General features: G+C 63.8%; 19 protein-coding genes and 1 tRNA gene. All 20 read left to right on the forward strand.

Features of this window, described 5'->3' with window-relative positions; all coding sequences use genetic code 11:
• Nucleotides 1-11 precede the first annotated feature (11 nt).
• The 20 genes from nuoF to AC3G2C_RS03205 all read left to right on the forward strand — a co-directional run bounded on the left by nuoF (nt 12) and on the right by AC3G2C_RS03205 (nt 23186).
• Entirely contained in the window at nt 12-1322 is a 1311-nt protein-coding gene (nuoF, locus tag AC3G2C_RS03110) for an NADH-quinone oxidoreductase subunit NuoF (protein ID WP_488383131.1), read from the forward strand.
• Nucleotides 1319-3640, forward strand: a complete 2322-nt coding sequence (gene nuoG / locus AC3G2C_RS03115; protein WP_488383132.1) for an NADH-quinone oxidoreductase subunit NuoG — start codon at nt 1319-1321, stop codon at nt 3638-3640. The genes nuoF and nuoG overlap by 4 nt, the downstream gene beginning before the upstream one ends.
• 4 nt (nt 3641-3644) lie before the next feature.
• Nucleotides 3645-4673 (forward strand): NADH-quinone oxidoreductase subunit NuoH, encoded by a 1029-nt coding sequence (gene nuoH, locus AC3G2C_RS03120; protein WP_488383133.1) that lies wholly within the window; start codon nt 3645-3647, stop codon nt 4671-4673.
• Nucleotides 4674-4681: 8 nt separating this feature from the next.
• Nucleotides 4682-5173 (forward strand): NADH-quinone oxidoreductase subunit NuoI, encoded by a 492-nt coding sequence (gene nuoI / locus AC3G2C_RS03125; RefSeq protein ID WP_488383134.1) that lies wholly within the window; start codon nt 4682-4684, stop codon nt 5171-5173.
• An 11-nt stretch (nt 5174-5184) separates the two neighbouring features.
• Complete coding sequence (locus AC3G2C_RS03130) at nt 5185-5838, forward strand: NADH-quinone oxidoreductase subunit J (RefSeq protein WP_488383135.1); 654 nt, start codon at nt 5185-5187, stop codon at nt 5836-5838.
• Nucleotides 5835-6140 carry an NADH-quinone oxidoreductase subunit NuoK gene (gene nuoK / locus AC3G2C_RS03135; protein ID WP_019466195.1) on the forward strand — a complete coding sequence of 102 codons (306 nt, stop codon included), beginning with the start codon at nt 5835-5837 and terminating at the stop codon, nt 6138-6140. The genes AC3G2C_RS03130 and nuoK overlap by 4 nt, the downstream gene beginning before the upstream one ends.
• 4 nt (nt 6141-6144) lie before the next feature.
• Complete coding sequence (gene nuoL, locus AC3G2C_RS03140; RefSeq protein WP_488383136.1) at nt 6145-8175, forward strand: NADH-quinone oxidoreductase subunit L; 2031 nt, start codon at nt 6145-6147, stop codon at nt 8173-8175.
• Between the two features lie 13 nt (nt 8176-8188).
• Nucleotides 8189-9697 (forward strand): NADH-quinone oxidoreductase subunit M, encoded by a 1509-nt coding sequence (locus tag AC3G2C_RS03145; RefSeq protein WP_488383137.1) that lies wholly within the window; start codon nt 8189-8191, stop codon nt 9695-9697.
• A 12-nt stretch (nt 9698-9709) separates the two neighbouring features.
• Nucleotides 9710-11149 (forward strand): NADH-quinone oxidoreductase subunit NuoN, encoded by a 1440-nt coding sequence (nuoN, locus tag AC3G2C_RS03150; protein ID WP_488383138.1) that lies wholly within the window; start codon nt 9710-9712, stop codon nt 11147-11149.
• 110 nt (nt 11150-11259) lie between these two features.
• Nucleotides 11260-11336 (forward strand) — tRNA-Met (locus AC3G2C_RS03155).
• Between the two features lie 207 nt (nt 11337-11543).
• Nucleotides 11544-12071, forward strand: a complete 528-nt coding sequence (locus AC3G2C_RS03160) for a ribosome maturation factor RimP (RefSeq protein ID WP_488383221.1) — start codon at nt 11544-11546, stop codon at nt 12069-12071.
• A gap of 48 nt (nt 12072-12119) precedes the next feature.
• Complete coding sequence (gene nusA / locus AC3G2C_RS03165) at nt 12120-13625, forward strand: transcription termination factor NusA (RefSeq protein ID WP_488383139.1); 1506 nt, start codon at nt 12120-12122, stop codon at nt 13623-13625.
• A 131-nt stretch (nt 13626-13756) separates the two neighbouring features.
• Complete coding sequence (gene infB, locus AC3G2C_RS03170) at nt 13757-16579, forward strand: translation initiation factor IF-2 (RefSeq protein WP_488383140.1); 2823 nt, start codon at nt 13757-13759, stop codon at nt 16577-16579.
• Nucleotides 16580-16749: 170 nt separating this feature from the next.
• Nucleotides 16750-17133 carry a 30S ribosome-binding factor RbfA gene (gene rbfA, locus AC3G2C_RS03175; RefSeq protein ID WP_488383141.1) on the forward strand — a complete coding sequence of 128 codons (384 nt, stop codon included), beginning with the start codon at nt 16750-16752 and terminating at the stop codon, nt 17131-17133.
• Entirely contained in the window at nt 17133-18065 is a 933-nt protein-coding gene (truB, locus tag AC3G2C_RS03180) for a tRNA pseudouridine(55) synthase TruB (RefSeq protein WP_488383142.1), read from the forward strand. The genes rbfA and truB overlap by 1 nt, the downstream gene beginning before the upstream one ends.
• Before the next feature lie 140 nt (nt 18066-18205).
• A complete protein-coding gene (gene rpsO / locus AC3G2C_RS03185) occupies nt 18206-18475 on the forward strand; it encodes a 30S ribosomal protein S15 (protein ID WP_114241220.1) in 270 nt (89 codons plus the stop codon).
• Nucleotides 18476-18557: 82 nt separating this feature from the next.
• On the forward strand, nt 18558-20663 hold the full coding sequence (gene pnp, locus AC3G2C_RS03190; protein ID WP_488383143.1) for a polyribonucleotide nucleotidyltransferase: 2106 nt from the start codon (nt 18558-18560) through the stop codon (nt 20661-20663).
• A 155-nt stretch (nt 20664-20818) separates the two neighbouring features.
• Nucleotides 20819-21898 (forward strand): poly(R)-hydroxyalkanoic acid synthase subunit PhaE, encoded by a 1080-nt coding sequence (locus AC3G2C_RS03195; protein WP_488383144.1) that lies wholly within the window; start codon nt 20819-20821, stop codon nt 21896-21898.
• 9 nt (nt 21899-21907) lie between these two features.
• Nucleotides 21908-22975, forward strand: a complete 1068-nt coding sequence (phaC, locus tag AC3G2C_RS03200; RefSeq protein WP_488383145.1) for a class III poly(R)-hydroxyalkanoic acid synthase subunit PhaC — start codon at nt 21908-21910, stop codon at nt 22973-22975.
• Nucleotides 22976-23000: 25 nt separating this feature from the next.
• A complete protein-coding gene (locus AC3G2C_RS03205; protein WP_488383146.1) occupies nt 23001-23186 on the forward strand; it encodes a PspC domain-containing protein in 186 nt (61 codons plus the stop codon).
• Nucleotides 23187-23210: the final 24 nt, after the last annotated feature.

Raw genomic sequence — 23210 nt, forward strand, 5'->3', positions numbered from 1 at the left:
GGCAGGGCGCAATGGCTTACGGACCCGCACCCAAAGAACACCAGGTCGTCTACACCACGCTGCATTTCGACAAGCCGTGGGCGATGGACAGCTATACCCAGGTTGGTGGTTATGAAGCGTGGAGGAAGATCCTCGCCGAAAAGCCCGACCCGAACGCTCTGATCGAAGAGATCAAGAAGAGCAACCTGCGCGGCCGTGGCGGCGCGGGCTTCCCGACCGGCCTGAAGTGGTCCTTCATGCCCAAGGGAGACATGCAGAAGTACATCCTCTGCAACTCGGACGAGTCCGAGCCGGGCACCTGCAAGGACCGCGACATCCTGCGCTTCAACCCGCATGCGGTGATCGAAGGCATGGCCATCGCGTGCTACTGCACCGGTTCGACCGCGGCCTATAACTACCTGCGCGGTGAGTTCCATCACGAGCCGTTCGAGCACTTCGAAGAGGCGCTCAAGGAAGCCTACGCGGCCGGCCTGCTGGGCAAGAACATCCAGGGCACCGGCATCAACGTGGACATCTACGGCGCGCTCGGCGCCGGCGCTTACATTTGCGGCGAAGAAACCGCGCTGATGGAGTCGCTTGAAGGCAAGAAGGGCCAGCCGCGCTTCAAGCCGCCGTTCCCGGCCAACTTCGGCCTGTACGGCAAGCCCAGCACCATCAACAACACCGAAACCTATGCCTCGGTGCCGGCCATCCTGCGCAAGGGCGCGGACTGGTTCCTGGCGCAGAGCAAGACCAAGAACGGTGGTCCGAAGATCTTCTCGGTCTCCGGTTGCGTGCAGAAGGGCGGCAACTTCGAAGTGCCGCTGGGCACCACCTTCGACGAACTGCTGGAGATGGCCGGTGGCCTGCGTCCGGGCCGCACCCTGAAGGGCGCGATCCCCGGCGGCGTGTCCATGCCGGTGCTGCGCGCCGAGCAGCTCAAGGGCCTGCCGTTCGATTACGACACCCTGCGTGACCTCAAGACGGGCCTGGGCTCGGGCGCCATCGTGGTGCTCGACGACACCGTCTGCACGGTCCGCTTCACCCGCCGCATCTCGCAGTTCTTCCACAAGGAAAGCTGCGGCCAGTGCACCCCGTGCCGTGAAGGCACCGGCTGGATGCACCGCGTGCTGGACCGCATCGTGGCCGGGCAGGGCACGATGGACGACCTGCATCGCCTCAAGGCCATTGCCGGCCAGATCGAAGGCCACACCATCTGCGCGTTCGGCGAAGCCGCCGCGTGGCCGGTGCAGGGCTTCCTGCGCCAGTTCTGGGATGAATTCGAGTACTACATCGTCAATGGTCGCTCCATTGTCGACGACAAGCTTGGAGCCGCCGCATGAGTGCGCAGCCCACTACGCCAAATCTTGACCTGCTGAACATCGAGATCGACGGCAAGCCCACGCAGATCCGCAAGGGCGCCATGATCATCGAGGCGGCCGACGCCATTGGCGTGTCGATCCCGCGTTTCTGCTATCACCGCAAGCTGCCCATCGCCGCCAACTGCCGCATGTGCCTGGTGGAAGTGGAAATGGGCGGCAAGCCCATGCCCAAGCCGCAGCCGGCCTGCGCCACCCCGGTGGCCGAAGGCATGAAGGTGAAGACCCGCACCGACGTCGCCCTGAAGTATCAGAAGGACGTCATGGAGTTCCTGCTGATCAACCACCCGCTGGATTGCCCGATCTGCGATCAGGGCGGCGAGTGCGAACTGCAGGACGTGGCGCTGGGTTATGGCCGCAGCGTGTCGCGCTACACCGAGCGCAAGCGCGTTGTGGCCGACGAGAACTTGGGCCCGCTGGTCGCCACCGAGATGACCCGCTGCATCCAGTGCACCCGTTGCGTGCGGTTCACCAGCGAGATCGCTGGCACCTACGAGCTGGGTGGCATGAGTCGCGGTGACAACCTGCAGATCGGCACCTATATCGGCAAGACGATCGAGACTGAGCTGTCGGGCAACATCATCGACGTGTGTCCGGTGGGTGCGCTTACCAACAAGCCGTTCCAGTTCCAGGCGCGCGCCTGGGAGCTGGTGGCCAAGCCGTCCGTGGCCTACCACGATGCGCTGGGTTCCAACCTGTGGCTGCATACGCGCCGCGGTGAGGTGCTGCGCACCGTGCCGCGCGACAACGAGTCGATCAACGAGTGCTGGCTGTCCGACCGTGACCGTTACAGCCACCAGGGCCTCTACGCCGCCGATCGCGTGAGCGCGCCGCAGGTGAAGCGTAACGGCCAGTGGCAGGCGACCACCTGGGACGACGCCCTGGGCGTTGCCGGCGAGTCCCTCAAGCAGGTTGCCGGCAGCGAGCTGGGCCTGCTGGTGCACCCGGCGACCACGAGCGAAGAGGGCGACCTGCTGGTGCGCCTGGCCCGTGGCCTGGGCAGCGCCCACATCGACCATCGCGTGCGTCAGCTCGATTTTGCCGACGCCGCAGCGGCGCTTGCCTTCGGCAAGCCGGTGGCGGAGCTGGACAAGGTGAAGGCCGCGCTGCTGGTCGGTTCGGACCTGCGCCACGAGATGCCGCTGGTCAATCACCGCATCCACCAGGCGGTGAAGAAGGGCGCCAAGGTCTACGCCGTCAATCCGGCGAGCTTCAACTTCAACTACAAGCTGGCCGGCGAAGCCATCGTCGCGCCGCAGGCCATGGCCGATGCGCTGCTGGCGCTGGCCAAGGCCGCCGTGGAAGCCGGTGCGGTCGCACCGTCCGTGCTGGCCGAGGCTATCAACGCCGCCGCCGCCGACCAGGGCGACAAGGACGCCATCGCCGATCTCAAGAGCGGCAATGCCGTGGTGATCCTGGGCGAAGCGGCCGTGACGCATCCGCAGGCCTCGTGGCTGCGTGCCGTGGCCCGCTTCATCGCGGAAGCCACCGGTGCCGGTTACAACGAGCTGCCGGTCGGCGCAAACGCCCTGGGCCTGGCTCGCGTGGGCGTGCTCCCGGGCAACGGCGGCCTCGACGCGCAGGCCATGCTGGCCCAGCCGCGCAAGGCGTACGTGCTGTACGGCGTGGAGCCGCAGGACGTGGCCGATGCCGCCACCCTGATCAAGGCGCTGCACGGTGCCGATCGCGTGGTCGTGTTCACCGCGTTCGCCAGCCCGCTGCTGCGCGACGTGGCCGACGTGATCCTGCCGATCGCGCTGCTGCCGGAAACGGAAGGCACGCTGGTCAACGTCGACGGTCTGGCCCAGAGCGTGGCGGCCGGTGCCAAGGCACCGGGCGATGCGCGCCCGGGCTGGAAGGTGCTGCGTGCCCTCGGTGGCGCGCTCAAGCTCGCCGGCTTCGAGTTCGACGACCTTGCGGGTCTGCGTGAGGGCATCAACGAGCACGCTCCGGCCCTGCGCGCTGGCCTGGCCTCGCGTCCGGCCTCGGTCGGCATCACTCGCCTGGCAACCTGGCCGATCTACCGCACCGACGCGGTGCTTCGTCGGGCGACGGCACTGAGCAAGCATCCGCTGAATCGCGCGCCGGCCGTGCGCGTGAACACGGAAGAAGCCCAGCGTCAGGGCCTGGGCGACGGTGCTGCCGTGCGCGTCGGCAACGTGGTGCTTCCGCTCGTGATCGATGCCAGCGTGCCCGATGGCACCGCCTGGATCGAGGCCGCACACGAAGACACCGTTACGCTGCCGCCCTACGGCGCAGCCCTCACCCTGAGCAAGGCGTAAGCACATGGGCGAACAGCTACTCAATCAGGTCCTGCTGCCGGTCCTGTACATCCTCGCCATCGTCCTGCCGCTGGTGATCACGGTGGCGCTGTATGTGTGGTGGGAGCGCAAGGTCCTTGGCTGGATGCACGTGCGCATGGGGCCCAACAAGATCGGTCCCTTCGGCCTGCTGCAGGCCTTCGCGGACGTCACCAAGCTGCTGCTGAAGGAAGTGATCCTTCCGACCAACGCGAACAAGGTGCTGTATTACCTGGCCCCGCTGATCGCGCTGGTCCCGGCACTGGCCGCCTGGGCCGTGATCCCCTTCGGCGACAAGCTGGTGCTGGCCAACGTCAATGCCGGCGTGCTGTACCTGCTGGCGATGACCTCGCTGGGCGTGTACGGCATCATCCTCGCCGGCTGGGCGTCCAACTCGCGTTATGCGTTGCTGGGTGCCATGCGTTCGGCGGCTCAGGTGATCTCCTACGAACTGGCCATGGGCTTGTGCCTGGTGTGCGTGCTGGTGCTCGCCGGCTCGCTCAACCTCGTCGACATCGTGCATGCCCAGGGCGGCGCCAAGGGTATCTTCGACTGGTTCATGTGGCCGCTGCTGCCGGTCTTCATCATCTACTTCATCTCGGGCGTGGCCGAAACCAATCGCGCACCGTTCGACGTGGCGGAAGGCGAGTCGGAAATCGTTGCCGGCTTCCACGTGGAGTACTCCGGTTCGGCCTTCGCGCTGTTCTTCCTGGCCGAATACGCCAACATGATCCTAGTGAGCTTCCTGGCCTCGATCCTGTTCATGGGTGGCTGGCTGTCGCCGCTGCCGGCCTCCTGGGGTTTCCTCGGCCAGTCCAGCATCCTGTGGCTGTTCGCCAAGGTCTTCGTGTTCGCATTCCTCTTCCTGTGGTTCCGCGCCAGTTTCCCGCGTTACCGCTATGACCAGATCATGCGTCTGGGCTGGAAGGTGTTCATTCCCATCACCATCGTCTGGGTCCTCGTCGCCGGCTGCATGAAGTACTTCGGCTGGGTCACTGTCGGCACGGGAGGCTGAAGAAAACCATGTCCCGCGTTACTCACTATTTCAAGAGCCTGCTGCTCATCGAGCTGTTCAAGGGCTTGGGCCTGACCATGCGTTACATGTTCAGCCCGAAGTACACGATGCGCTACCCGATGGAGCACATCCCCAAGTCCAACCGCTTCCGCGGCCTGCATGCCCTGCGTCGTTACCCCAACGGCGAAGAGCGTTGCATCGCGTGCAAGCTGTGCGAGGCGGTGTGCCCGGCGCTCGCCATCACCATCGACTCGGCGCCGCGCGAGAGCGATGGCCAGCGTCGCACGACGCGTTACGACATCGACCTGTTCAAGTGCATCTTCTGCGGTTTCTGCGAAGAGAGCTGCCCGGTGGACTCGATCGTCGAAACCCACATCCATGAGTACCACTTCGAGCAGCGTGGCGAGAACGTGGTGACCAAGCCGCAGCTGCTCGCCATCGGCGACCGCTTCGAAGCCGAGATCGCGGCCAACCGCGCTCAAGACGCCGCGTATCGCTGAGGACACACCCGATGATCGATCCGTCTGTGTTCCAACTCGTTTGCTTCTACGCCTTCGCCGCGGTGACCGTTGCCGCTGCCCTGGGCGTCATCACCCTGCGCAACACGGTGCACGCCGTGCTGTCGCTGGTGCTCACCTTCTTCAGCACCGCCTGCATCTGGCTGCTGGCCGAGGCCGAGTTCCTGGCTATCGCGCTCATCGTGGTCTACGTGGGCGCGGTGATGGTGCTGTTCCTGTTCGTGGTGATGATGCTGGACATCTCGCAGGAGAACGTCCGCGAAGGCTTCATCAAGTACCTGCCGGTAGGCATCGTGGTGGCCTTGGTCATGCTGGGCGAAATGCTCGCGCTGATCGGCGTGCGCGCCATGCACCAGCAGGTGATGGGCGCCAACCCGGCCGAAGCCGCTGGCATGTCCAACACCGAATGGCTGGGCCATGCGCTTTACACCCAGTTCCTGCTGCCGTTCGAAATCGCCGCGCTGATCCTCACCGTGGGCGTGGTGGCGGCCGTGGTACTGACCCTGCGCCAGCGCACCGGCGTGCGTCACCAGCAGGCCTCGCAGCAGGTTCGCGTCAATGCACGTGACCGCGTGCGCGTGGTGAAGATGGCGGCGGAAGTTCCCGCCGCGCCCCAGCACGATTCGGGCAAGGAGACCACCCCATGATCACGCTTTCGCACTTCATCGTGCTCGGCGCGGTGCTTTTCAGCATCGCCCTGGCCAGTCTCTTCATCAACCGCAAGAACGTGATCGTGCTGTTGATGTCGATCGAGTTGATGCTGCTCGCCGTGAACATCAACTTCGTTGCGTTCTCTCGTTTCATGGGCGACGTGGCGGGGCAGGTGTTCGTGTTCTTCATCCTTACCGTGGCTGCGGCGGAAACCGCCATCGGCCTGGCGATCCTGGTTCTGCTGTTCCGTAACCGCAGCACCATCAACGTCGCCGAAATCGACAGCATGAAGGGCTGAGTCGATGGAACTGTCTACCTCCATTTTGTTGACCATCGCCCTGGCGCCACTCGTCGGCTGCTTGCTGGCCGGCTTCCTTGGCAGCTTCATCGGTCGCGTCGGCTCGCACACGGCGACCATCCTCGGCGTGGCGGTGTCCTGCGGCCTGTCGTTCTACGTGCTGTACCAGCTCACCGCCGGAGGCGCGCCCGTCTACAACCACAACATCTACACGTGGTTCGAGATCGGTAACTACAGCGCCCACGTGGGCTTCCTGATCGATCGCCTCACCGCCATGATGATGGTGGTGGTGACCTTCGTGTCGCTGCTGGTGCACATCTACACCATTGGCTACATGCACGAAGATCCGGGCTACCAGCGCTTCTTCAGCTACATCTCGCTGTTCACCTTCTCGATGTTGATGCTCGTGATGAGCAACAACTTCATGCAGCTGTTCTTCGGCTGGGAAGCAGTGGGCCTGGTGTCCTACCTGCTGATCGGCTTCTGGTACAAGCGCCCGACGGCGATCTTCGCCAACCTCAAGGCGTTCCTGGTCAACCGCGTGGGTGACTTCGGCTTCCTGCTCGGCATCGCCGGCGTGCTGTATTTCCTGGGCACGATGGATTACGCCACCGCGTTCAACGCGGCGCCGACCCTGGTCGGCAAGACCCTGCAGATCACCCAGAACGTTCACTGGGATGCCGCCACGGTCATCTGCATCCTGTTGTTCATCGGCGCGATGGGCAAGTCGGCCCAGGTGCCGCTGCACGTGTGGCTGCCGGACTCCATGGAAGGCCCCACCCCGATCTCGGCACTGATCCACGCCGCGACGATGGTGACCGCCGGCATCTTCATGGTGGCCCGCATGTCGCCCATCTTCGAACTGTCGGAGACGGCGCTGAGCTTTGTGATGGTGATCGGTGCCACCGGTGCGCTGTTCACGGGCCTGATCGGCATCGTGCAGAACGACATCAAGCGCGTCGTCGCGTACTCCACGCTGTCGCAGCTGGGCTACATGACGGTGGCGCTGGGCGTCTCGGCCTACGCCGGTGCCGTGTTCCACCTGATGACCCATGCCTTCTTCAAGGCGCTGCTGTTCCTCGGTGCGGGCTCGGTGATCATCGCCATGCACCACGAGCAGGACATGCGCTACATGGGTGGCCTGCGCAAGTACATGCCGATCACCTGGATCACCATGTGGATCGGTTCGCTGGCCTTGTGCGGTGTGCCGTTCTTCGCCGGCTTCTACTCCAAGGACGCGATCATCGAGGCCGTGGGTGAATCGCATCGCTGGGGTTCGGGCTACGCCTACTTCTGCGTGCTGGCCGGTGCCTTCGTCACCGCGCTGTACACCTTCCGCCAGATGTACCTGACCTTCCATGGCAAGGAGCGCTTCACGGTGGTGCACGACCATGGTCATGGCCATCACGAGCACAAGGATGACCACGGCCACCACGAGCCGGGCATCATGCACGAGACTCCGCACGAGTCGCCGTGGGTGGTGACGCTGCCGCTGGTGCTGCTGGCCATTCCGTCGCTGATCGTGGGCTTCCTGGCCATCGGTCCGATGCTGTTCGGTGACTGGTTCGGCGGCGCCATCCACGTGAACGAGGCGAACAACGTGCTGGGCGAGCTCAGCAAGGAGTTCCATGGTTCCGTGGCGATGGCCCTGCATGGCTTTACGCAGTTGCCGTTCTTCCTGGTTCTGGCGGCATTCGCCATTACTACCTACATCTACCTGTTCAACCCGAGCCTGGCCGATCGCATCAAGAATGCGCTCAAGCCGATCTACAACGTGCTCAACCACAAATACTGGTTCGACGCGGTGTACTACATCGTCTTCGCCCGCGGTGGCATGGCCCTGGGCCGTGCGCTGTGGAAGGGCGGCGATGCAGCCGTGATCGACGGTACGCTGGTCAACGGTTCGGCGGGTCTGGTGCAACGTATTGCCAGCGGCTTGCGCCGCGCGCAGTCCGGTTATCTCTATCACTATGCCTTCGCGATGATTCTCGGCCTGATCCTGCTGCTTGGCGGGTATTGGCTGGTCGGGCAATAAGGGAACCTGCTCCATGTTCAATCATTTGCTCAGCCTGCTGATCTGGTTGCCCATCGTGGGCGCCATCCCGGTGCTGCTTGCCGGCTCCGGTCGACCCAACGGTGCACGCTGGATCGCACTGCTGGTCGCCATTGCCACCTTCGTGCTCAGCCTGTTCCTGCTGCCGCAGTTCAACGCGGCGGACGGAGCCAAGCAGCTGGTGGAAAGCCACGTGTGGATCGCCTCGCTCGGCGTCCACTACGGCCTCGCGGTCGACGGCATTTCCGTCGCGCTGATCCTGCTCACTACCTTCGTCGGCATTCTGGTGATCGTCGGCGCGTGGGAGGTGATCCAGACCAACCCGCACCAGTACATGGCTGCCATGCTGGTGCTCGAAGGCCTGATGATCGGCGTGTTCTGCGCCACCGACGCGTTGCTGTTCTACGTGTTCTTCGAGGCCATGCTGATCCCGATGTTCATCCTCATCGGTGTCTGGGGTGGTCCGCGTCGCGTCTACGCAACGCTGAAGTTCTTCATCTACACGTTCTTCGGCTCTATCTTCATGCTGGTCGGCCTGGTGTACCTGTACCTGAAGGCTGGCTCGTTCGACCTGGCCACGCTGGCCGCGCTGCCGCTCACCATGAAGGAGCAGAGCTGGCTGTTCTTCGCCTTCCTCATCGCCTTTGCGGTGAAGGTGCCGATGGTGCCGGTGCATACCTGGTTGCCGGATGCCCACGTGGAAGCGCCGACGGGTGGTTCGGTGGTGCTGGCCGCGGTGATGCTGAAGATCGGTGGCTACGGTTTCCTGCGCTTCTCGCTGCCCATTACCCCGGATGCTTCCGAAGCGTACGCCTGGCTGGTGATTGGTCTCAGTCTGGTGTCGGTGGTCTACATCGGCTACATCGCGCTGGTGCAGGAGGATATGAAGAAGCTGGTGGCGTACTCGTCCGTGGCACACATGGGCTTCGTCACCCTGGGCATCTTCATCGCCTTCATGCTGGTGCGTGGCGCCAACAACCTCGATGCCGCCAAGCTGGGCATGCAGGGTGCGATGGTGCAGATGATTTCGCACGGCTTCGTGTCGGGCGCGATGTTCTCCTGCATCGGCGTACTGTATGACCGCCTGCACACCCGCCAGATCAAGGATTACGGTGGCGTCATCAACGTGATGCCCTGGTTCGGCTTCTTCTACGTGCTGTTTGCCATGGCCAACAGCGGCCTGCCGGGTACCAGCGGTTTCGTGGGTGAGTTCCAGGTGGTGCTGGCCAGCTTCCAGGCCAACCCGTGGATCGCGTTCTTCGCCGCCTTCACCCTGATCATCGGTGCGGCCTACACGCTGTATATGGTCAAGCGCGTGCTGTGGGGCGACATCACCAACCCGCACGTGGCCGAGATGAAGGACATCAACGGTCGCGAGTGGTTCGTTCTCGGCGCCTTTGCCGCTGCCGTGCTGGCTTTGGGCATCTGGCCGCAGCCGTTGATCCATCTGATGGACGCTTCGGTGACGCAGCTGGTGACGCAGCTTGGCAATCACAAGATCTAAGCAGGACTGATCATGCCGAATCTCAATGACATTCTGATCCTGTTGCCGGAGCTGTATCTGGTAGTGGCAGCGTGCTTGCTGCTACTGCTGGACGCCTTCATGAAGGCCGAACAGCGTCCGTTGCTGCATTGGCTCTCCATTGCCGTTCTGCTGGTGGGCGTCTACCTCGTGGTGGAAGGCCAACCGAGCCAGGCGGTCACTGCCTTCAATGGCATGTTCGTGCGCGACGGCGTGGCCGAGATCCTCAAGGTCTTTGCCCTGGTGAGCACGGCGCTGGTGTTCGTCTACGCCAAGCCGTACCTGCAAGACCGCAAGCTATTCGTAGGTGAGTTCTACACGCTGACCATCTTCGCGGTGATCGGCATCATGCTGCTGGTGTCGGCCGGCAACCTGATCATGGTGTACCTGGGCCTGGAATTGCTGACGCTGTCCTCGTATGCGCTGGTGGCGCTGAATCGTGACTCCCGCCTGTCTTCCGAAGCGGCCATCAAGTACTTCGTGCTGGGTGCGCTGGCGTCGGGCATGCTGCTGTACGGTATGTCGATGGTGTATGGCGCCACGGGCACGCTGAGCCTGGCCCAGCTGCACGGCGCTGCCCTGCAGACCACCATGCCGCACCTGCTGGTGTTTGGCCTGATCTTCATGATCGTCGGCATTGGCTTCAAGTTGGGTGCCGCGCCGTTCCACATGTGGATTCCGGACGTCTACCAGGGTTCGCCCACCGCCGTGACGATCTTCATTGGTTCGGCTCCCAAGCTGGCGGCCTTCGGTATGGCGTATCGCCTGCTGGCTTCGGGCCTGGGCGACCTTTCGCAGCATTGGCAGCTCATGCTGGCCTGCCTGGCGGTGCTGTCGCTGGCGATCGGTAACCTCGTGGCGATCGTGCAGACCAATCTCAAGCGTCTGCTGGCGTACTCCACCATTTCGCACATGGGTTACCTGCTTCTGGGCCTGGTCAATGCCAGTCCGGAGGGTTATGCCGCTGCCTTGTTCTACGCCATTAGTTACGCGCTGATGGGCACCGCGGGCTTCGGCATCATCCTGGCCCTGGCTCGCGCCGGTTTCGAGTGCGAAGAGATCGACGACCTGAAGGGCCTGAACCAGCGTTCGCCGTGGGCGGCCTTCCTGATGATGCTGGTGATGTTCTCGCTGGCAGGCGTGCCGCCGCTGTTCGGCTTCTTCGCCAAGCTGCTGGTGTTCCAGGCTGCGGTGCATGCTGGCTTCATGTGGCTGGCGATCGTTGCCGCCGTGTTCGCCATCATCGGCCTGTACTACTACTTGCGCGTAGTGAAGGTGATGTACTTCGACAAGCCGGTAGAGGGCACCGAAGTGCGCTTGCAGGGTGACGTCTCGGTGCGCCTGGTACTGTCGCTCAATGTGTTGGCGTTGCTGGTGCTGGGCTTTGCCTGGGGCCCGCTGTTCGGGTGGTGCCAGCGCGTTTTCGTAGGTTGATGTTTCCGCGACAAGGCATGCCTTGTCGCGGCGTTGGTAAGATTTGTGAAATTTTTTAGCGAAAAGGCTTGCAAGAATTCGGCCATCTCGCTAATATTTCTGGACTCTGATGCGGGGTGGAGCAGTCTGGCAGCTCGTCGGGCTCATAACCCGAAGGTCGTAGGTTCGAATCCTACCCCCGCTACCAGATCTTTCTTAGAACAAGAAAGCCTCCTCGTGAGGCTTTTTTGTTGGGCGCAAGGATGCGTCGCACATGCTTTGTACGCCGCTTCACTGTCGGCTTCGCGAAGGTGCCCCGGGAAGAGTCTGTATGAGTCGGGACATCGGCGAGGGAAGGGAATGGGCCGCTTGAGCCCATTTTTTGTTTCTGGCGACTGGTAACGGTAGGCGAATGATGGATACGCAGGCACTGGCTCAACGTTTTTCCGAGGTTCTGGCCGATTTGGGGCTGGAATGCATCGGCGTGGAGTTCTCCCCGTCGCAAGGGCAGAGTACCCTTCGGGTTTATCTGGATACGGAAGGCCGCGAAGTCACCCTCGACGATTGCGAGTCGGCTAGTCGCGAGTTGTCGGCGATGCTGGACGTGGAAGACCCGATTCCTGGGCACTATGTGCTGGAAGTGTCTTCGCCGGGCATCGACCGCCCGCTGTTCACGGCCGCACAGTTCGCCAAGTTCACGGGTGGCGAGGTAAAGATTCTGCTCAAGGCGCCGCTTGAAGGGCGCCGCCGCCTGCGCGGCAAGGTGATCTCGGTGGAAGGCGAGCAAATCTCGCTGGAGGCCGAAGGCAAGACGTTCACGTTTGGCCACGACGCGGTGGAAAGCGCGCGCGTGGTGCCCGACTGGGTGGCGCTCGGTTACGTGCCGCAGCCCAAGCCGGGCAAGGCGCCCGGCAAGTCGCCGGGCAAGAAGTCTTCGAAGTAAATCAATCGAAACCGATACGGCGCCGGCGGCGTCTACGGAGTTGCTGCAATGAGCAAAGAACTTTTGCTGGTGGTTGACGCGGTTGCCAATGAAAAGGGCGTGCCGCGTGAAGTGATTTTCCAGGCGATGGAAGCGGCGCTCGCGTCCGCGGCCAAGAAGCGCTATCCGGATGAAGATCCGGATATCCGTGTGGTCATCGATCGTCACAGCGGCGACTACGAGACCTTCCGTCGCTGGGAAATCATCGCCGACGACGGCGAGATGGAGTCGCCGTTCCACCAGGTTCGCCTGATGGATGCCGTGGACGAGCGTGAAGGCGCCGAGGTTGGCGAATACATCGAGCAGCAGATCGAGAACGCCGAATTCGGCCGTATCGCCGCACAGGCCGCCAAGCAGGTGATCGTGCAGCGCGTGCGCGAAGCCGAGCGCATGCAGGTGGTCGATGCGTTCCGCGAGCGCGTGGGCGAGCTGGTCACCGGTATCGTCAAGCGCGTCGAGCGCGGCAATGTCTATCTGGACCTGGGCGGCAACGCCGAGGCCTTCATTCCGCGCGACCGGACCATTCCGCGCGAGTCGGCCCGCGTGGGTGACCGCGTGCGTGGCTACCTCTACGAAGTGCGCTCCGAAGCGCGTGGCCCGCAGCTGTTCGTATCGCGTGCGGCACCGGAGTTCATGATCGAGCTGTTCAAGCTCGAAGTGCCAGAGGTGGGTCAGGGCCTGGTCGAGATCAAGGGCTGCGCCCGCGACCCGGGTGACCGCGCCAAGATCGCCGTGGTCGCGCACGATTCGCGCACCGATCCCATCGGCGCCTGCATCGGCATGCGCGGTTCGCGCGTGCAGGCCGTGTCCAACGAGCTCAACGGTGAGCGCGTGGACATCATCCTGTGGCACGAAAACCAGGCCCAGTACGTCATCAATGCGATGGCGCCGGCGGAAGTGCAGTCCATCATCATGGACGAAGAAAAGCACTCCATGGACATCGCCGTGGCCGAGGACAAGCTGTCCCAGGCCATCGGGCGCGGTGGCCAGAACGTGCGCCTCGCCAGCAAGCTGACCGGTTGGCAGCTCAATGTGATGACGCAGGATCAGGTCGCCGCCAAGAGCGAGGCCGAGCAGGAATCCGCTCGCCAGCTGTTCATGGACAAGCTGGAAGTGGACCAGGAGATCGCCAATATCCTCGTGCAGGAAGGCTTCTCCAGCGTGGAAGAAATCGCCTATGTGCCCAGCGCCGAGCTGTTGGCCGTGGAAGGCTTCGACGAAGACATCGTCGAAGAACTCCGCGCCCGCGCCCGCGATGCGCTGCTCACTGAGGCGTTGGCCGTGGAAGAGAGCATCGACGAGCATGCGCCGTCCGATGAACTCCTGCACTTGCCGGGTATGGACGAAGCGACCGCGTACACGCTGGCCGCTCGTGAAATCGTCTCGGTGGATGATCTGGCCGACCTCGCGGTCGACGACCTGATCGATATCGAAGGCATGGACGAGGATCGCGCTGCGGCGCTGATCATGGCGGCGCGCGCGCCGATGATCGCGCGCCTGGAGAAGGGTGGCTGACCGCGGGCGGCAGCGCCCCGGATGGGCGCGCCGAGGAGAGCCTCTCTAATGGGCTCTCCACCAGGGATGGCGGTGGCCGTGCGACTTGTACGCACGGACGATAAGCGCGGGAACGGCGGAGAAAGAACACGATGTCCGGTGAAACGATCAAACAACTGGCCCAGAGCATGAAGGTGCCCGTCGACAAGCTGCTCTCGCAGCTGAGTCAGGCAGGCATGCCCTTCTCGGACCCTGAGCAGATCATCAGCAGCACGGAAAAAATGAAGCTGCTGGGCTTTCTGCGCCGTAGCCACGGCAAGGAAGCGCCTGCCGAGGGCGAATCCGACTCGCCGCGCCAGATCACCTTGAAGCGCAGCACGCGCGGCGAGCTGAAGCTGTCCACGCCGGGTGGCCGTGGCGCCACCGGTGGTGCCAAGACGGTGAACGTGGAAGTGCGCGCCAAGCGCACCTACGTCAAGCGCAGCGTGATTGCCGAGGAAGCCGGTGGCGACGCCGAGCGCGAAGAGGCCGTGCGCCGCCTGCAGGAATCCCAGCAGCAGCGCGAACACGAAGAGCACGAGCGCCAGGAAATCGAGCGCCGGCGCCAGGAAGAGGCTGCTCAGGCGCGTGCCGAAGAGGCCCAGCGTCAGCGAGAAGCTGAAGAAGAACAGCGCCGCCAGCAGGCAGAAGCTGATGCCGCTGCTGCGCGTGCTAAGGAACAGGAAGAACGTCAGGCCTCTGTCGTCGCCGAGCAGTCGCGCCAGGCCGTCGAGCAGCCTGTCAGCGCCGAGCCGGTCGAGAAGGCCGCACCCGCAACGGCCGCGCCGGTCGAGGCTGCGGTGCAGAAGCTCGATCACAGCTCGCTGGGCATGATCCTGCCGCGTATCCATGAGCCGCGTCGTCGCGAGAAGAAAGTGGTTGCGCCGCCCGCGCCTGCGCCGGCTCCCGCGCCTGCGCCCGCACCGGCAGCTGCTGCGGCCAACGGCGCCGGCGATAGCCGCAACAAGGCTCGTCACGGTCGTGAGCGCGACGACGTGGCCGGTGGCAAGCGTTTCGCTGGCGGCGAACTGCATCTGAGCGATGCCGATCGTGCACGCCGTTCGAACAACAAGCGTGGCAAGCCCGGCAAGGGTCCCAACCGCGACGCGCCGCGTTTCGGTACGCCGTCTGCGGCCAGTGGCCCGCACGGATTCTCGCGCCCGACCGCACCGGTGGTGCGCGAAGTGGTGGTGGGCGACACCAACGTGGTCGCTGACCTCGCCCAGAAGATGGCGGTCAAGGGCGCGGAAGTCGTCAAGGCCCTCTTCAAGATGGGCGTGATGGCTACCATCAACCAGACCATCGACCACGACACTGCCGTGCTCGTGGTGGAAGAGCTTGGCCACAAGGCCGTGGCTGTCAACGAGAACAATGCCGAGGCCGCGCTGGCTGCCCACACGCAGAACGCAGAGCTGGACGGCGAGAGGAAGCCGCGTCCGCCGGTGGTCACCATCATGGGCCACGTCGATCACGGTAAGACCTCGACCCTCGACTACATCCGTCGCACCAAGGTGGCGTCGGGTGAAGCCGGTGGCATCACGCAGCACATCGGTGCTTATCACGTGGAAACGCCCAAGGGTGTCATCACGTTCCTGGATACGCCAGGCCACGCGGCGTTTACGTCCATGCGTGCCCGCGGCGCCCAGTCCACCGATATCGTGGTGTTGGTGGTCGCGGCCGACGACGGCGTCATGCCGCAGACGGCCGAAGCCGTGAAGCATGCGCGTGCTGCCAAGGTGCCGCTGATCGTGGCGCTGAACAAGATGGACAAGGCCGACGCCAATCCGGATCACGTCAAGCAGGGCCTCGGCAACCTGGAAGTGATTCCGGAAGAGTGGGGTGGTGACACGCCGTTCGTGCCGATCTCGGCCAAGACTGGCATGGGCATCGACGACCTGCTCGACGCCATCCTGGTCCAGGCCGAAGTGATGGAGCTGTCGGCGGTTGAGGACGGCCCGGCCTCCGGCGTGGTGATCGAGTCCAGCCTGGACCGCGGTCGCGGTCCGGTGGCGACGGTGCTGGTGCAGCAGGGCACGCTCAAGCGTGGCGACTTTGTGGTTTGCGGTATCGAATACGGTCGCATGCGCGCACTGATCGACGAGAACGGCAAGACCGTGCAGGAAGCCGGCCCGTCCATTCCGGTGCAGGTGCTGGGTCTGTCCGGCGTGCCGGAATCGGGTGACGACTTCGTGGTGGTGGCCGACGAGCGTCTGGCGCGTGAAGTGGCCGCCGAGCGTCAGCTCAAGCGCCGTGAAACCCGCATGGTCAGCAAGGCCAACCGCCTTGAGGACATCATGGCCCAGATGGCTCAGGGTGCAGAGCAGCAGACGCTCAACATCCTGGTCAAGGCCGACGTGCAGGGTTCGGTGCAGGCGCTGCGCGAGTCGCTCAGTGCGATCGGCAACGAAAACGTGAAGGTCAACGTGATCGCAGCCGGTGTCGGCGGCATCACGGAGTCCGACGCCACCCTGGCGGCCGCGTCCAAGGCACTGGTCATCGGCTTCAACGTGCGTGCCGACGCTTCGGCCCGCAAGGTGATCGATACCTCCGGCCTCGACGTGCGTTACTTCTCGATCATCTATGACGTGATCGACCAGGTGAAGCAGGCGGCTTCCGGCCTTCTGGGCAAGGAAGTGCGCGAAGAGATCATCGGTGTGGCGCAGGTGCGCGAAGTGTTCCGCAGCTCCAAGTTCGGCGCGGTGGCCGGTTGTATGGTCATCGAGGGCACCGTCAAGCGCAGCAAACCCATCCGCGTGCTGCGCGACAACACGGTGGTCTTCCAGGGCGAGCTGGAATCCCTGCGTCGCTTCAAGGACCTCGTGGACGAAGTGCGCAACGGCATGGAATGCGGTATCGCCGTGAAGCAGTACAACGACGTGAAGGTCGGCGACCAGATCGAGTGCTTCGAGCGTATCGAGGTTGCCCGCACGCTGTAAGCCAAAGATGCGGGGCCAGTAGCGAGGGCGCGAAAACCCTGTGTTGGATGGATACGGAGCCTGGGCAAAAAGTTTGCCCGGGCTCTTTTCACTGATAGTCACCAGCAGCTGGCGCCCTCGTCGGTTGCGCATGCCGCCCGCTGGCCGGGTCGGCGCAAGGAGTAGTCCCCATGCCCTCACGCGACTTCAAACGGACCGACCGCGTTGGCGCCGAACTGCGCCGCGAGGTGGGCCTGCTGGTGCACGCCGCCGTGCGCGACCACGGCTTGCCTTCGGTGAGCGTGTCCGACGTAGAGGTCACCCGCGACCTGGACATGGCCACCGTGTGGGTTACGGCACTATTGGCCGATCAGTCCGTCGCGGCCGTCAAGGAGCTCAATGCCCTGGCGCCCGAGTTCCGCCGCGCACTGTCGCGCAGCATGCGCCTGCGCCGCGTGCCGGAGCTGCGCTTCAAGTACGACGACTCGGTGGACAAGGGCGAGCGCATAGAAACCCTGCTGCGCCAGGATGCGCCCCCCGCTCCGGCGGTGGCCGAGGACGATGCCGAAGACTGATGAAGGCGCGTCGCTTCCGCGACCTGCACGGCATCCTGTTGTTGGACAAGCCGTTGGGTCTGAGTTCCAACCAGGCCCTGCAAGTGGCCCGCAAGCTGCTGCGGGCCGAAAAGGGCGGCCATACCGGGGCGCTGGATCCGTTGGCCACCGGTCTTTTGCCGCTGTGCATGGGCGAGGCCACCAAGATCGCCGGCATGTTGCTCGGGTCGCGCAAGGCTTATGTGGCCGAGTGTCGCCTGGGGGTCACCACCACCACCGCCGACCTGGAGGGGGAAGTGGTGTCGGAGCGCCCGGTGCCCGCCTTCAGCGACGAACGCCTGGAGGCTGCGCTGGCCAAGTTGCGTGGGCGCATTACCCAGGTGCCGCCGGCGTATTCGGCCATCAAGGTCGATGGCGAGCCTCTGTACCTGAAGGCGCGTCGCGGCGAGGCCGTGGACGTGCCGGCCCGCGAGGTGGATGTCCACCGGCTGGAGGTGCTCGCCCGCCAGGACGATCGCCTCGAACTCTATGTGGAGTGCGGCTCGGGTACCTATGTCCGCAGCCTGGCCGTGGACCTGGGCGAAGACCTGGGGTGTGGCGCCCATCTGACGGCCTTGCGCCGGCAATGGGTAGAGCCATTCAGGGAACCGGCCATGGTGACCCTGGAGGAGCTGCGGGCGGCAGCCGAGCAGGGCGACGAGGCGCTGTTGGCGCATTTGCTTCCCGTTTCCGCCGGCCTGGCCGACCTTCCGCCCCTGCACCTGGATGAGGCGCGCAGTCTGGCGGTGCAGCAGGGCCAACAGATTCCGCTGGATCCGGCGCTGGCCGGCCAGCTCGCCGTATTTGCCCAGGACGGACGCCTACTGGCTCTGGGTGAGGCGGCAGGCGGCAAGTTGCGTATCGTGCGTGGCTTCAACCTGCCTAGCGTCGTCACGGAACATTCCGTTTTATGACGCTCTTGTTGTCTTTGGGCTCCGCTAGTTACAATACGGAGCTTGTTCCAGACTTTTCATCAATCTAGGCGATGCTTGCGCAACGTCATGTAAGTGACGTTGCGCAAGCATCGCACCCGTTTTTTTAGGAAGAGATACCCATGTCCCTTACCGCAGAACAGACCGGCAAGATCATCGCTGACTTCGGCCGCGTGGCGAACGACACCGGTTCGCCGGAAGTGCAGGTCGCCCTGCTGTCCGCCCGCATTGACCACCTGACCGACCACTTCAAGGCACACAAGCAGGATCACCACTCGCGTCGCGGCCTGCTCAAGCTGGTCAATCAGCGCAAGCGCCTGCTGGCCTACCTGAAGGATCGTGATCTGGCTCGTTACCAGTCCCTGATCGAGCGTCTGGGCCTCCGTCGCTAAGGTTGATTTTTGCGCTCATTCGTGGGCGCGAAGGTCAGAAAGCGGTCATTCATGGCCGCGCTTTCAAATTCAGGAAAAGACAGTGGCGAAAGTAACCAAGTCATTCCAGTTCGGTAATCACGAAGTCACACTGGAGACGGGCGAAATCGCCCGCCAGGCTTCCGGTGCCGTCATGGTCAGCATGGGCGGCACTGTGGTGCTGGTCACCGTGGTGGCCGCGGCCAAGGCGAAGGAAGGGCAGGACTTCTTCCCGCTCACCGTCGACTACGTTGAGAAGTTCTATTCCGCCGGTCGTATCCCGGGTGGCTTCTTCAAGCGCGAAGGCCGTCCGACGGAGAAGGAGACGCTCACCTCGCGTCTGATCGATCGCCCGGTGCGCCCGCTGTTCCCGGAAGAGTTCAAGAACGAGGTGCAGGTCATCGCACAGGTCGTCTCCCTGAACCCCGAGATCGACGGTGACATTCCGGCCATGCTGGGCGCCTCCGCCGCGCTGAGCCTCGCCGGCATCCCGTTCAAGGGCCCGATCGGCGCGGCCCGCGTCGGTTACGTCGACGGCAAGTACCTGCTGAACCCGACCGCATCGGAACTCAAGACCTCCAAGCTCGACTTGGTCGTCGCCGGTACGGCCAATGCCGTGCTCATGGTGGAGTCCGAAGCCCAGCTGCTGTCCGAGGACGTGATGCTTGGCGCCGTGGTGTTCGGTCACCAGCAGATGCAGACTGCTATCCGCGCCATCGCCGAGCTCGCCACCGAGGCAGCTCGTCCGTCCATGGCATGGCAGGCTCCGGCCCGCAACGAGTCGCTCGTTGCCGCCCTCACGGGCGCCGTGGGCAACCAGCTCGAGACCGCCTTCCAGGTGCGTGACAAGCTGCAGCGCCGTGACGCCATCGCCGCCATCAAGGCCGATGTGATCGAGTCGCTCAAGGCCGATGCCGAAGCCAAGGGCTGGGACAAGGCCGAGCTGTCGAAGGAGTTCGCCGAGCTCGAATACCGCACCATGCGCGACGGCGTGCTGAAGACCAAGGTCCGCATCGACGGCCGCAACCTGGACGACATCCGCCCGATCACCGTCCGCGTCGGCGTGCTGCCGCGCACTCACGGCTCGGCGCTGTTCACCCGTGGTGAAACCCAGGCGCTGGTTGTCACCACGCTGGGCACCACCCGTGACGCGCAGATCATCGACGCGCCGGAAGGCGAGTCGAAGGACGCCTTCCTGTTCCATTACAACTTCCCGCCGTTCTCGGTGGGCGAGGCCGGCCGCTTTGGCGCGCCGAAGCGTCGCGAGATCGGCCATGGTCGCCTCGCCAAGCGCGGTGTGCAGGCCGTCAAGCCGTCGCTGGAAGAGTTCCCGTACGTGGTGCGCGTGGTCTCGGAAATCACCGAGTCCAACGGTTCCTCGTCGATGGCGTCGGTGTGCGGTTCCTCGCTCGCCATGATGGACGCAGGCATCCCGCTGAAGGCACCGGTGGCTGGTATCGCCATGGGCCTCGTGAAGGAAGGCAACGACTTCGTCGTGCTGTCCGACATCCTGGGTGACGAAGATCACCTCGGCGACATGGACTTCAAGGTGGCCGGTAGCGCCGATGGTATCTCCGCGCTGCAGATGGACATCAAGATCGACGGCATCACCGAAGAGATCATGAAGGTGGCGCTGGAACAGGCCAAGCGTGGTCGTCTGCACATCCTCGGCGAAATGGCCAAGGTCATCAGCACCCCGCGCACCGAGATGAGCGAGTACGCCCCGCGCCTGCTCACCATCAAGATTCATCCGGACAAGATCCGCGAGGTCATCGGCAAGGGTGGCGCGACCATCCGCTCGATCACCGAAGAGACCGGCACCACCATCGACATCAGCGACGACGGCACGGTCGTGATCGCCTCGGTCAACCGCCTGGCGGCTGACGAAGCGAAGAAGCGCATCGAGCAGATCGTCTCCGACGTCGAGCCGGGCCGCATCTACGAGGGCAAGGTCGCCAAGCTGATGGACTTCGGCGCATTCGTCACCATCATGCCGGGCAAGGACGGCCTGGTTCACGTCTCGCAGATCTCCAGCGAGCGCGTGGAAAAGGTGTCGGACAAGCTGAAGGAAGGCGACATCGTCAAGGTCAAGGTGCTCGAAGTGGACAAGCAGGGCCGTATTCGCCTGTCCATGAAGGCCGTGGCCGAGGACGAAGGCGCCAACGCCTAAGCTTCACGGCAAAAGTAGTCGCAAAAGCCCGGCCTCGTGTCGGGCTTTTGCTTTTCGTGCGCCGCAACATGTCCAAATGTCGCAACTCATGGGCTTTTTGCGCTCGCTGCAACAGGCTTTTGCTAGGATGCCCGGAGCGTACTGAGGATGTGGGCATGGCTGACCAGGCGAGTGATTTGTTGAAGGATTACCAGGCAATGGCACAGCAGTCCTGGGATGCCTGGACCCGTTACCTGCAGCAGCAAACCGCCGCTGTGAGCCCCATGGGCGCTGCAGTCCATGCTGCGCACCCTGGCGCTGGCGCAGATGTCTTCGCGCGCAGCATGGCCGCGCTCAAGAGCTACGGCGACTGGCTGCAGGGTGCGGCCGGCAGCGGCCTGGGGCATGGCGCGGGCGATTGGCAGCAATCGCTGCAACAGATGTTTGCCGGCCTCGGCGGCCAGCCATTCGCGCAGGCATTCGGCAGCATCGAGAGCGACGCCGCTCGCGGCTTCGCCCAGCAATGGCAGGCCTGGTGGCAGGCGACCCAGGCGGTTGGCACACAGGGCTTGGGCGGTATCGATCTGGAGCATGTGGCCGCCTTCGGCTACACCCGTGAACAGCAGTTGCACCAGCAGGCGCTGGCCTCGGCCATGCGCGAGTACCTGGACTGGGCCAGCAAATATCAAATGCTGATCCAGCGGGCCAACACCGAGGGCTTTGAGCGCCTGCAGGCCAAGCTCACCGAGTTCGGCGAATCCTCTCGCCACGTAGAGTCGCTCAAGGCACTTTACGACCTGTGGGTGGATGGCGCGGAAGAGGCCTACGCGCAAATTGCCTTGTCCGAAGAGTTTCGCCACGTGTATGGCGAAATGGCCAACGCGCAAGGCCGTGTGCGCCAACTTCAGCAGCAGCAACTCGACGCCCTGTGCCGCGAGTTGGGCATGCCCACGCGCAGTGAGGTCACCGCGATCGGCAAACGCCTGCACGAGCTACGCCGCGAGGTGCGAGCCGCTGGCGGCTCCGCGCAGACAGCCGAAGAACTCGCCACGCTCCGTGCCGAAGTGGCAGCGCTCAAGCGCGAGCTGGCAGGCAAGACAGAGGAAGCGCCCAAGGCGGCGGCCAAGAAACCGGCCGCACGCAGCAGCAAGCGCATCGTGGAAGATGAAGAGGCCAGCGTGCGCCGGGGCAAGCCGGCTGCCGCGGTGGCGGCTCGCAAGACTGTGGTGCGCGGCGCAACGCGCACGCGCAAGTAAGGAATCGTCATGTTTGCACCGTTTCGTCTCGACCCGGCCGCACTGCTCGGCGAAATCTCGGCCTTTCAGCGCAAACTGAGCGCTGGCATGGGGCAGCTCGCGCACCAGCCTGAACCCGAATATGCCAACACGCCGCGTGAGCTCATCTATCGCGAAGACAAGCTCTCCCTGTGGCGCATGAAGGGGCAGGGCACGCCCACCGCCAAAACACCAACGCTTATCGTGTACGCATTGGTCAACACGGTGTGGATGACCGATCTGCAAGCCGATCGCTCGATGGTGCGCAACCTGCTCGAACAGGGCGAGGACGTGTACCTGCTCGATTGGGGCTACCCCGACGGCGCCGATCGCTGGCTTTCGCTGGATGACTACATCAACGGCTATCTCGATCGCTGCGTGGATGCCGTGCGCAAGCATGCCGGCGTTGGTGCCATCAATTTGCTGGGCATCTGCCAGGGCGGCACGTTCTCTCTGTGCTACACGGCCACGCACGGCGAGAAAGTAAAGAACCTGATCACCATGGTGACGCCGGTCGATTTCCAGACGCCCGACAATATGCTTTCCAGTTGGGCGCGCGACATGGACGTGGACCTGTTCGTGGACACCGTGGGCAATGTTCCGGCGCAGATGCTCAACTGGGTGTACCTCACGCTCAAGCCGGTGCGCCTGAATCAGCAGAAGTACGTGGGTTTGGTGGACATCCTGGATAACCCCAAGGAGCTCACCAATTTCCTGCGCATGGAGCGCTGGATCTTCGATTCACCCGATCAGGCTGGTGAGGCGTTCCGCGAATTCATCAAGGAGTTCTATCAGCAGAACAAGCTGATCAAGGGCGAAGTGGTGATTGGGGGCAAGCCGGTGGACCTGGGCATGATCACCCAGCCCGTGCTCAACATTTTCGCCGAGCAGGATCACCTGGTGCCGCCCGACGCGTCGCGCGCCCTAGGTCGCCATGTCGGCACCACGGATTACACTCAGCTAGCCTTCAAGGGCGGCCACATCGGCATCTATGTCTCCGGTCGCGCCCAGCGCGAAGTGCCCCCGGCTATCCATCAGTGGCTCAGTACGCGAAACTGAGCGGCTTCAGACGGAGTGGAGAGTCATGGAAAAGCGCCTGCAACGATCGCTCAGCGACAAAAAAATTGCCGGAGTATGTGGCGGCATTGCCCAGTACCTTGGCTGGGACCCCACCTTGGTGAGGCTGCTGTGGGTGGTATTCACCCTATTGGGTGGCTCGGGCATCGTGGCTTATCTGATCCTCTGGATCGTGATGCCTGAGGGCCCCTGAGTTCTCCTTCCGGCGCGGCATAGG

It is taken from the genome of Frateuria sp. sgz306004 (genome assembly GCF_057750885.1).

Coding starts and splice junctions, on each gene's coding strand:
- nuoF (WP_488383131.1), top strand. CDS start 12: ATGGCTTACGGACCCGCACCCAAAGAACACCAGGTCGTCTACACCACG.
- nuoG (WP_488383132.1), top strand. CDS start 1,319: ATGAGTGCGCAGCCCACTACGCCAAATCTTGACCTGCTGAACATCGAG.
- nuoH (WP_488383133.1), top strand. CDS start 3,645: ATGGGCGAACAGCTACTCAATCAGGTCCTGCTGCCGGTCCTGTACATC.
- nuoI (WP_488383134.1), top strand. CDS start 4,682: ATGTCCCGCGTTACTCACTATTTCAAGAGCCTGCTGCTCATCGAGCTG.
- AC3G2C_RS03130 (WP_488383135.1), top strand. CDS start 5,185: ATGATCGATCCGTCTGTGTTCCAACTCGTTTGCTTCTACGCCTTCGCC.
- nuoK (WP_019466195.1), top strand. CDS start 5,835: ATGATCACGCTTTCGCACTTCATCGTGCTCGGCGCGGTGCTTTTCAGC.
- nuoL (WP_488383136.1), top strand. CDS start 6,145: ATGGAACTGTCTACCTCCATTTTGTTGACCATCGCCCTGGCGCCACTC.
- AC3G2C_RS03145 (WP_488383137.1), top strand. CDS start 8,189: ATGTTCAATCATTTGCTCAGCCTGCTGATCTGGTTGCCCATCGTGGGC.
- nuoN (WP_488383138.1), top strand. CDS start 9,710: ATGCCGAATCTCAATGACATTCTGATCCTGTTGCCGGAGCTGTATCTG.
- AC3G2C_RS03160 (WP_488383221.1), top strand. CDS start 11,544: ATGGATACGCAGGCACTGGCTCAACGTTTTTCCGAGGTTCTGGCCGAT.
- nusA (WP_488383139.1), top strand. CDS start 12,120: ATGAGCAAAGAACTTTTGCTGGTGGTTGACGCGGTTGCCAATGAAAAG.
- infB (WP_488383140.1), top strand. CDS start 13,757: ATGTCCGGTGAAACGATCAAACAACTGGCCCAGAGCATGAAGGTGCCC.
- rbfA (WP_488383141.1), top strand. CDS start 16,750: ATGCCCTCACGCGACTTCAAACGGACCGACCGCGTTGGCGCCGAACTG.
- truB (WP_488383142.1), top strand. CDS start 17,133: ATGAAGGCGCGTCGCTTCCGCGACCTGCACGGCATCCTGTTGTTGGAC.
- rpsO (WP_114241220.1), top strand. CDS start 18,206: ATGTCCCTTACCGCAGAACAGACCGGCAAGATCATCGCTGACTTCGGC.
- AC3G2C_RS03195 (WP_488383144.1), top strand. CDS start 20,819: ATGGCTGACCAGGCGAGTGATTTGTTGAAGGATTACCAGGCAATGGCA.
- phaC (WP_488383145.1), top strand. CDS start 21,908: ATGTTTGCACCGTTTCGTCTCGACCCGGCCGCACTGCTCGGCGAAATC.
- AC3G2C_RS03205 (WP_488383146.1), top strand. CDS start 23,001: ATGGAAAAGCGCCTGCAACGATCGCTCAGCGACAAAAAAATTGCCGGA.